We start from the raw sequence: 8,879 nt of genomic DNA on the forward strand, positions 1-8,879 counted from the left end.
AGTTGTCGAAGCCCGCTCGGCGATCGCTTGATTGTGAGCATGTGCAGTGCGCCTCTGTCTGCTTCGTCAAGGTCGGAAATGGATGGTCCGGTCTTGCAGGCGGGCAGTCTTGTACCTTGAGTCTTCATCATTCCAGTCATGTCAAAAGCGAAGGATTCGGAGCGGTTTGACCATATCGACGCAATGCGTGCCGTTGCGGTGATCCTCGTCATCTGGACGCACTTTGCCGAACGGTTCGTCCCCCTTGCCGGCTCACAGTATGTGCTCGACACCCTGCAGCGTTCCGTGAATTTCGGAAGAATCGGGGTAGTCGTTTTCTTTGCGATCAGCGGCATGCTGATTCCAACCAGCCTGCACGGCGAGATCGGCGCGGGCACGAAGCGGTTTCTCGTTCGACGATTCCTTCGACTGTATCCGGCATATTGGCTGGCGCTTCCTGCCGGGTATTTTGTTCACTGGTATCTGTTCGACAAAAGAATGGACGTTCACGGCTTACTGGCCAACGTGACCATGATTCCGGCCGCGTTTGGGGAAAGCCTGATCCTGCCTCATGGCTGGACGCTGGAAACGGAGTTGTATTTTTACGGGTTGTGTCTGATTTTGTTCTGGTGCGGGGCGCTTCACCGGATGCTCCATTTGTGTCTTGTCACGATCGGGCTGTGCGGGCTGTTTGTGCTGACGCTGAAATTGCGACTCTTCCCGGCGGATCTTCTCAGTCAGTACAAGACCATGCCGTACCACCTCGGCATCATGTTCTGGGGCGCCTGCTTTCGGATGGCGTATGACAATCCTTCGCAATTGCTGCGCATCAGGTTGGCCAGGAGCGGTGCACTGTCTCGACTATCGCTGACTTACAGGTCGGCGGTCGCCTGCGTGACGATACCGGTCGTCGGCATAGCGCTGGTGGGGGCCATCGAGGATTGGCGTCATCACAACGCGTTTCATCTTCCTATTTCGCTCGCTTACATGATCGGCGTCGCGACATTCGCGATACTGGCAACCTTGCTGAAGCTTCGCATCCGTCTGCTTTCGTGGATCGGAAAGATCAGTTACTCGGTCTACCTGTTGCACAGTCTTCCGCTTTTCGTGGCTTTCTGGTTGTGTCAGCGTTTCCACATCGTTGGATGGCCGCTTGGCCTTTACATGATCGTACCGATCGTGCCTTTGATTCCATTGGCGTGGGCCGGCTACCGACTGTGTGAAGCTCCGTTCGTGAAGCTTGCGCGTACGCTCACGTCGCGTCGGGGAAGTCGTGTGTTCGCATCGGGCGATGCGACCGGCTGATTCCGCCGGGCGGATTCGCGGACGCGTGGGTCAGTTCGTTCCATGGAAATGATTCGATATGCGCGGATCGCAATACCTGTCTCGTGTATGCATGGGCATAGCCGGCATGATGATGGCTGGCGGGCTGTCGTGGCCGGGGTTCGCCGAAGCCGTATCCACCGCACCCGCACCGCGTGCGATTCATGCGGACCTACCCGATGCGTACATTCATCCCGCCCCGGATGCAGCCGATCAGGCTGATGCCGTGCAGCGCGCGCTGGACGCGCTGCAGCCGGGCCAGCGATTGGTGTTCATGCCCGGACGGTATGTTGTCGGCCGTTCGTTGGTCGTGCGGCAGCGGCATGTCGTGCTGTCGGGTTTCGGCGCAACGCTGATTGCGACCGATCCCGGCAATCAGGCGATCGAGATGCGGGGGGACGGTACGACGCTCGTCGGGTTTCATTTCAAGGGAACCGGCACGACGCGTCTCGACACGCCGGAGTCGACCAAGGTCGAGGTGACGGGGCACGACGTGCAGGTGCTCGACAACGTCATCGACGGCGGTGCCAGCGCGGGCATATTCGTGTTTGGCGGATCGGACGTCGCGATCGTCGGCAATCAGGTGCACTCGACACTCGCGGACGGCATTCACATGACGCACGGCACGCGCAACGTGCTGGTCCAGGGCAATGTCGTGCGCGGTACCGGCGACGACATGATCGCCGTGGTGAGCTACCAGGCCGACGGGGCGCTGAGCCGCAACGTGCTGATTACCGGCAACTCGCTCGAAGGCAACACGTGGGGGCGCGGGATCACGGTGGTCGGCGGCGCGGACGTGACGATCTCGAACAACATCGTGCGTGACGTTCAGGTCAGTGCAGGGATCCTCGTTGCGCAGGAGGATAGTTACCGAACCTACGGCGCGTCCGACGTCCGGGTCGAGAACAACGTGATTTCGTCCATCCAGACCGAGGTGGGCCGGACCGATCCGCGCCCGCTCACACAGCAGGCCGCGATCGACGTCAGTACGTGGTCGGGCTCGGTGACGCGCGTGGTCGTCATCGGCAACCGCGTGTCGCACGCGCGGTTTGCCGGCATTCGCGTGTGGGGAAACGTGTCGCAGTACCGGATCGCGGATAACCGGTTGTCCGCGATCGGCGGGGAGCCGGTGCAGGTGGGTGGGGACGGAGGCTGTGCCTCGGGTGGCGCGAAGGCCGAGCAGTGCAAGGCGGCGGTCATGCATCTGGCGTCGGTCGACGTGGTCGGGGCCGACACGGCGGCGTTGCCCCATGTGCGCGAAGCGCTCAGGCAGGCGCGCCCGCCGCAGCGCGGCATCGATTGACGCATCGATGCACGCGCCGGCGTGCGCGGCACGCGATTACCGCACGACGTCTCCCTCTGTCACTTGCACCTGCGGTTCCGGTGCAGCGAGCGGCGCCGCGTGCGTTTCCGGCAGCGTGTCGACGACCGGACGCCCGTACTGGTCGTCGAAGCGCACGATATCGTCTTCGCCGAGATAGTTGCCCGATTGCACTTCGATGATTTCGAGCGGAATGCGGCCGGGATTCTCGAGGCGATGGACTTCGCCGACGGCGATATAGGTCGACTCGTTCTCGCTGAGCAGAAAGGTCTCGTTGCCGCGCGTCACCTTTGCCGTGCCGTGCACGACGATCCAGTGCTCGGCGCGGTGATAGTGCATCTGCAGCGACAGCCGCTTGCCCGGTTCGACGACGATCCGCTTCACCTGGAACCGCTCGCCGAGATCGATCGAATCGTAATGTCCCCACGGGCGCTGCACCTTGCGGTGTTCGCTCGCCTGCGGGCGCCGGTCGCTCTTCAGGCGCGCGACGATGTTCTTCACGCGCTGCACGTCGTGCTTGTTCGCGACGAGCACCGCGTCGGGCGTTTCGATCACGACGACATCCTTCATGCCGACGCACGCGATGAGACGGCCTTCCGAACGCACGAGGCTGTCCTGCGTATCCTCGAACACGATCGGGCCGCGGGCGACGTTGCCGTGGTCGTCCTTCGGCATGATTTCCCAGATCGCATCCCACGTGCCGACGTCCGACCAGCCGGCCGAGAGCGGCACCACGATGCCTTCGATGCCGAGTTCGCTGCTGTCGGCCAGGCGCTCCATGACCGCATAGTCGATCGAGTCGGACGGGCAGGCGTCGAAGGCCGCGGCGTCGATCCGGAAGAACGGATCGTCGGCGACGCCCGCGCGCCACGCCGACTCGCAGGCCGCATGGATCTCGGGCGCCAGTGCGTGAATCGCCTTGAGCCAGACCGATGCGCGTGTGACGAAAATGCCGCTGTTCCACCAGTAGTCGCCCGACTGCAGATAGCGCTCGGCGAGCGCCGCGTCGGGTTTCTCGACGAAGCGTCCGATCGAATAACCGCCTTGTCCGCCGTGGCGGCTCGTCCGCGGCTCGCCGACCCGGATATAGCCGTAGCCTGTTTCCGCGCGGCGCGGCAGCACGCCGAGCGTGACGATCGCGCCTTCCTGCGCATAACGTGCCGCGCGCGCAATCGCGTCCTGGAACGCGCCGACATCGGCGATCACGTGATCGGCCGGCATCACCGCGAGCACGGGATCGTCCTCGAGCTCGCTGGCGTCGAGCGCGGCAAGCGTGAGCGCCGGTGCCGTGTTGCGCGCCGCGGGTTCGAGCAGGATGCGGGCGGGCGCCGCACGGTCGACCACTTGCGCGGCGCTCATGATGCGATGCTGTTCGCCGCACACCAGCAACAGCGTGTCGCCCAGCACCGCGTTCGCGATGCCGTTCAGGCGGCGCGCCGTCGCGGACAACGGCGATTCGTTCGAGGTCAGCTCGATCAGCTGCTTCGGATACTGTTCGCGCGACAGCGGCCAGAGGCGCGTGCCGGACCCGCCGGCGAGGATGACTGGCAGGATGCGTGGAAGGTCGGGGGCGGGAACCGGGCGTAGGGTGCGTGTCATCGGTTGGCTCCGGTATCGGCGGGCAGCAGGTTGCGTACGCGGCCGTCGGCACGCGCGTCTTCGTTTCCGGGCCGGGCCGCCGAAATGGTCCGGGACAGCAGCTGGCGCAGCGCGCCGGCGGTGCGGTCGGCAGGCCGGATCATGCCGACGAACGGCGCACCCTGTTCGAGATACGGCCCGTATGCCTTGCGGAATCCGAAGCGTTTGTAGAACGCCTGGCGCGGCGCGGGAACGTGCATGCGCAGCGCGGCGTCCGGCCATGCGGCCAGCGCGGCGGTCAGCGCGCGTTCGAGCAGGTGTTCGAGCGTATCGCCGTCACGGCACGCTTCGCTCGTCAGTACCTTGTCGATCACGACGTCCGGATCGATGTCGTCGCCGGGCAGGAGCCGTGCGTAAGCCGCGACTTCCGCCACGTCGCCGTTGCGTACGGTCGCATAGACGTGCAATGCGCCCGCGTCCTTGCCGTCGATGTCGAGATGGGTATGCGCATCCTCCACGACCAGCACGGCGTTGCGTGCGCGCAGGATTGCATAGAGATCGACGGCGCTCAGATGTTCGAATTCACAACAATGCCATTCCATGATGCGGTCCTCGTGTGAAACCTTCAGCACGCCGTGCCGCACGAATACGTTCGTCCAGTGCGAAGCGGCGATGATCATGATGCGGATACCGCGCGCGCCGGTCTGTTCGAAAGCTTACCCACGCTCGGGGTTCGCACGAGCATGGCGTCGTCCGCCAACAGCGTCGTAATGTCCGCTAGCACACATCGGCGGTGCCGGTGCTTTCCGATAATTGCCACGGTATGGCGGCCGCGTCGCGCGGCTCGCCTTTATCGAACGTCAATGGAGAATCGGGAGCGGTACTTGAAGATTGCGATCGTTCACGACTGGCTGGTCGTGCCTGGCGGCGCCGAACGCGTGCTGGCGCACATGATCGACTGCTTTCCGCAGGCCGATGTCTACAGCCTCGTCGATTTCCTCGAGGATCGGGACTGCCTGCGCGGCCGCGCGGTGCGCACGTCCTTCATCCAGAAGCTGCCGTTCGCGCGTAAGCGCTACCGCAGCTACCTGCCGTTGTTTCCTCTGGCCATCGAACAGTTCGACCTGTCGGCGTACGATGTCGTGCTGTCGAGTTCGTATGCGGTTGCGAAGGGTGTGCTCACCGGCCCGGACCAGTTCCACGCCAGCTACGTGCATTCGCCGGTGCGCTATGCGTGGGACCTGCAGCACCAGTACCTGAACGAGGCCGGGCTCGCACGCGGGCTGAAATCGGCAATCGCGCGCGCGCTGCTGCATTACATCCGCAACTGGGATGCGCGTTCGGCGAACGGCGTCGATCGCGTGGCCGCCAATTCGAACTTCATCGCGCGCCGCATCCGCAAGACCTACCGGCGCGAGGCGACGGTGATCTATCCGCCGGTCGACGTCGACCACCTGTCGCTACGGCCGGACAAGGAGGCGTTCTACCTCACCGCGTCGCGGCTCGTGCCTTACAAGCGGATCGACCTGATCGTCGACGCGTTCTCGCGTACGCCGGAACGCCGCCTCGTCGTGATCGGCGACGGGCCGGAGATGGCGAAGATCCGCGCGCTGGCCGGGCCGAACGTCACGCTGCTCGGTTACCAGCCGTTCGATGTGCTGCACGACCACCTGCAGCGTGCGCGTGCATTCGTGTTCGCCGCGGAAGAGGACTTCGGCATTTCGCCGGTCGAGGCGCAGGCATGCGGCACGCCCGTGATTGCGTACGGGAAGGGCGGCGTGCGCGAGTCGGTGCGCCCGTGGCCGGTCGCCGGCGCAACGGGCCTGTTCTACCGCGCGCAGACGGTCGACGCACTGGTCGATGCGCTTGCCAGATTCGAAGCGCTGCCGCGCGGGGCGATCGATCCGCATGCGTGTCGCGCGAATGCCGAGTTCTTCGGCTCGGCGCGCTTTCGGGACGAGTTCACGCGCTTCGTGATGAATGGCTATGTTGCGTTGCAGGAGGAGATGGCCGGTCCCGCCGGCTTCACGCCGCGCGACGAGGCGTCGACCGAGGACGGCACGCGCGATCGGCCGGTCCGGGAGGGCGAGACGACGCTGCGAACCTGAGCGGCGATCGCGCGGGTTGATTACGGAGTGTAACGGCTGGGCGGCCGGTGCGCCGTGCCCGGGCGGCGCAGCCGGCCGGCTGCGCGCGCGATTATGCGGCGTGTGGCGTGCGGTGCCGGTCTTTTTAAAGGATTTCGGTGAAAATCACGCGCAATCGAGGGTGCCTTTCTGGCGGAAATGTAGTATTTGCCACTGATTGACGTGAATGCTGAGAGAGAATCAAATCTCAGTAGCCAAAGGTGTGTCGCGCGGGGCGACCGGCTGCGTAACCGGATGATTCAGGATTATCTTTTGGTAACAAGACCATCTCGAAACGGGGTGTAAATTCACGAACGGATGAAGTGCGACGGTCATTCCGCTTTGGGGTTGGCCGCGATCCGGTTCAGCATCGGGCGCGACTGTCGTGTACGACGCGACGCACATGCGGACGGATGCTCCGTTTGCCGACGTGCCCCGCCTGCCGGCGGGTCGCGTCAAAGCGGGAACGTCGTGGCTCCCGCAGCCGCGCGTTCCCTTCGAGTTCGATGACAACGAGGCCGGATGACAGCCGGCTCGACCTCCGGGGGCTCTCGCCGTGTGCAGTTTCGATCTTCGCCAAAGCCGCGGAAACGCGGCGCGGAAAGGTGGCCACGCGCCGCCGGCCGCAGCGCACGCGAACGGTTCGCGGAGTGGAGAAAGTGATGGTTCGTTATGAATATGCCAATAACGCGCGATAAGATCGCCGACGCGGGGAGTGGTAACGGGCAGCGTCCGCTGATTTACTGGACGCAGTCGCCGTCCGTCATGCTCCGAAAGGAACTGGCGCGACGCGACTGGAAGGTATCGATCGTCGCGCAGGCGAGCGAGTTGCGCGATACGTCCGGCGAAATCACCTGCGGCATCCTCGACCTGAGCGGCGGCCATGCCGACGCGATCGGCAGCATCGCGTCGACCTGTGCGTCGATGCGCGACGTCGTCTGGGTCGCACTCATCGACGTCGGCCAGACCGCTTCGCCGAACGTGCGCGCGCTATTGCGCGATTATTGCTTCGATTACGTCACGTTGCCCGCGTCGCATCAGCGGATCGCCGATACGGTCGGCCACGCGTACGGCATGGAATGCCTGTTCGCGCGCGACCGCGAACGGCTCGAATCGGAAGAGAAAGGCATCGTCGGTACCTGCAGCGCGATGCTGCGGCTGTTCGATACGGTGCGGCGCTTCGCACGCACCGACGCACCGGTGTTCGTGTTCGGCGAAACGGGGACCGGCAAGGAGTTGACGGCGGTCGCGATCCATCGCCATTCGGAGCGCCGCAACGGCCCGTTCGTCGCGGTCAACTGCGGCGCCATTCCGCCGCATTTGCTGCAATCCGAACTGTTCGGCTATGAGCGCGGTGCGTTTACCGGCGCGAATGCACGCAAGATCGGCTATGTCGAAGCGGCGAGCGGCGGCACGCTGCTGCTCGACGAGATCGGCGACCTGCCGCACGAGAGCCAGGCGAGCCTGCTGCGTTTTCTGCAGGAGCGCGCAATTCATCGCTTGGGCGGCAGCGATCCGGTGCCGGTCGATGTCCGGATCGTGTCGGCCACGCACGTCGACCTGCGCGAAGCGATGGAGGAGGGGCGCTTTCGGCCGGACCTGTTCCACCGTCTGTGCGTGATGCGCATCGACCAGCCGCCGCTGCGCGCGCGCGGCAAGGACATCGAGCTGCTTGCGCATCACATGCTCGAACGCTTCCGCGGCGATGCGCGCCATCGCGTGCGCGGCTTCTCGACGGATGCGATTACCGCACTTTACAAGCACGACTGGCCGGGCAATGTTCGCGAACTGATCAACCGCGTGCGCCGCGCGGTCGTGATGACGGAAGGGCGCCTGATCACCGCGCAGGATCTCGAGCTCGAATACTGTCTCGATGCCGCGTCACCGTCGGTGGCCGACATTCGCAAGTCGATCGAGCGCGAGGCGATCGAAACCGCACTGCTGCGCACGCGCGGACGCGTCGCGGCTTCAGCGCGCGAGCTCGGCGTGTCGCGCGCGACGCTGTATCGCTGGATGGAGGCATACGGGATCGAGCGACCGCGCGGCACGGGCTCGTCCGACTGAGATTCGACAGGGGCGCTCGCGGCTTTCAGCCACCGCGAGCGTCGCGTCAACCGGCCTGCGTGGCGCGCACCGTGCGCGCGGCGTTCACAGCGCGGATTTCCACGGCCGGCGGCTCATTGGCTGCGGCCTCATTCTTGCCGATCATTTCAAGCGGAACGAGCGCGACGCGCGCCGGCGTGCCGGGCGCGAGATGGAACCAGTCGTCGCGCGGCACGAAGCCCGGCGCATCGATTTGCACATGGCGCGCGACGTGCCGTGTGTCGATGTCGACGTGCCACGTGTCACCGGTGCGCGACACGCACGCTTCCAGCCCGAGTTCACGGCGTGCCAGCACGGCCGGATGCGTGCGGGACGGGAAATGGAACGCCTGTGACAGCAGCGTGCCGTCGTCGGCGCGCAGTGTTGCGACGACGGTGTCGTGTTCGCAGGGCCCGAAGCGGTACGCATAGGTCCAGTCGAAGAACCGGCCGAGCAACTCGGCCGAGCCG

The 8,879-nt window shown here is 64.9% G+C and carries 6 protein-coding genes and 1 pseudogene; 4 read left to right on the forward strand and 3 right to left on the reverse strand.

From position 1 onward, the window contains the following. Window positions 1-138: 138 nt before the first annotated feature. On the forward strand, window positions 139-1,284 hold the full coding sequence (locus G3N99_RS11185) for an acyltransferase (protein WP_206122427.1): 1,146 nt from the start codon (window positions 139-141) through the stop codon (window positions 1,282-1,284). 58 nt (window positions 1,285-1,342) lie between these two features. Continuing rightward, on the forward strand, window positions 1,343-2,605 hold the full coding sequence (locus G3N99_RS11190) for a right-handed parallel beta-helix repeat-containing protein (RefSeq protein WP_206122428.1): 1,263 nt from the start codon (window positions 1,343-1,345) through the stop codon (window positions 2,603-2,605). Window positions 2,606-2,641: 36 nt separating this feature from the next. On the opposite strand, the gene G3N99_RS11195 is transcribed toward G3N99_RS11190, so the two are convergent. Beyond that, window positions 2,642-4,222, reverse strand: coding sequence for a mannose-1-phosphate guanylyltransferase/mannose-6-phosphate isomerase (locus G3N99_RS11195; protein WP_206122429.1), 1,581 nt, complete (start codon window positions 4,220-4,222; stop codon window positions 2,642-2,644). Next, window positions 4,219-4,881 (reverse strand): drug:proton antiporter, encoded by a 663-nt coding sequence (locus tag G3N99_RS11200; protein ID WP_174935619.1) that lies wholly within the window; start codon window positions 4,879-4,881, stop codon window positions 4,219-4,221. Before G3N99_RS11200 ends, G3N99_RS11195 begins: the two co-directional genes overlap by 4 nt. Before the next feature lie 204 nt (window positions 4,882-5,085). On the opposite strand from G3N99_RS11200, the gene G3N99_RS11205 reads away from it, so the two are divergent. Beyond that, window positions 5,086-6,309, forward strand: a complete 1,224-nt coding sequence (locus G3N99_RS11205) for a glycosyltransferase family 4 protein (RefSeq protein ID WP_206122430.1) — start codon at window positions 5,086-5,088, stop codon at window positions 6,307-6,309. A gap of 690 nt (window positions 6,310-6,999) precedes the next feature. Beyond that, the gene (locus G3N99_RS11210) at window positions 7,000-8,391 is read left to right on the forward strand and encodes a sigma-54 dependent transcriptional regulator (RefSeq protein ID WP_174942375.1); all 1,392 of its coding nucleotides are present in this window, start codon (window positions 7,000-7,002) and stop codon (window positions 8,389-8,391) included. Between the two features lie 46 nt (window positions 8,392-8,437). Here G3N99_RS11210 and G3N99_RS11215 read toward each other — a convergent pair. Continuing rightward, a pseudogene (locus G3N99_RS11215) lies at window positions 8,438-8,879 on the reverse strand (glycoside hydrolase family 2 protein); the annotation flags it as partial.

Origin of the sequence: Burkholderia sp. Ac-20392 (genome assembly GCF_017104585.1) — a bacterium.
Classification (GTDB): Bacteria; Pseudomonadota; Gammaproteobacteria; order Burkholderiales; family Burkholderiaceae; genus Burkholderia; species Burkholderia lata.

What these genes read in the sequence shown, in the direction of transcription:
- G3N99_RS11195 (WP_206122429.1), bottom strand. Translation starts at nt 4,222, where the DNA reads ATGACACGCACCCTACGCCCGGTTCCCGCCCCCGACCTTCCACGCATC.
- G3N99_RS11185 (WP_206122427.1), top strand. Translation starts at nt 139, where the DNA reads ATGTCAAAAGCGAAGGATTCGGAGCGGTTTGACCATATCGACGCAATG.
- G3N99_RS11210 (WP_174942375.1), top strand. Translation starts at nt 7,000, where the DNA reads ATGAATATGCCAATAACGCGCGATAAGATCGCCGACGCGGGGAGTGGT.
- G3N99_RS11190 (WP_206122428.1), top strand. Translation starts at nt 1,343, where the DNA reads ATGCGCGGATCGCAATACCTGTCTCGTGTATGCATGGGCATAGCCGGC.
- G3N99_RS11200 (WP_174935619.1), bottom strand. Translation starts at nt 4,881, where the DNA reads ATGATCATCGCCGCTTCGCACTGGACGAACGTATTCGTGCGGCACGGC.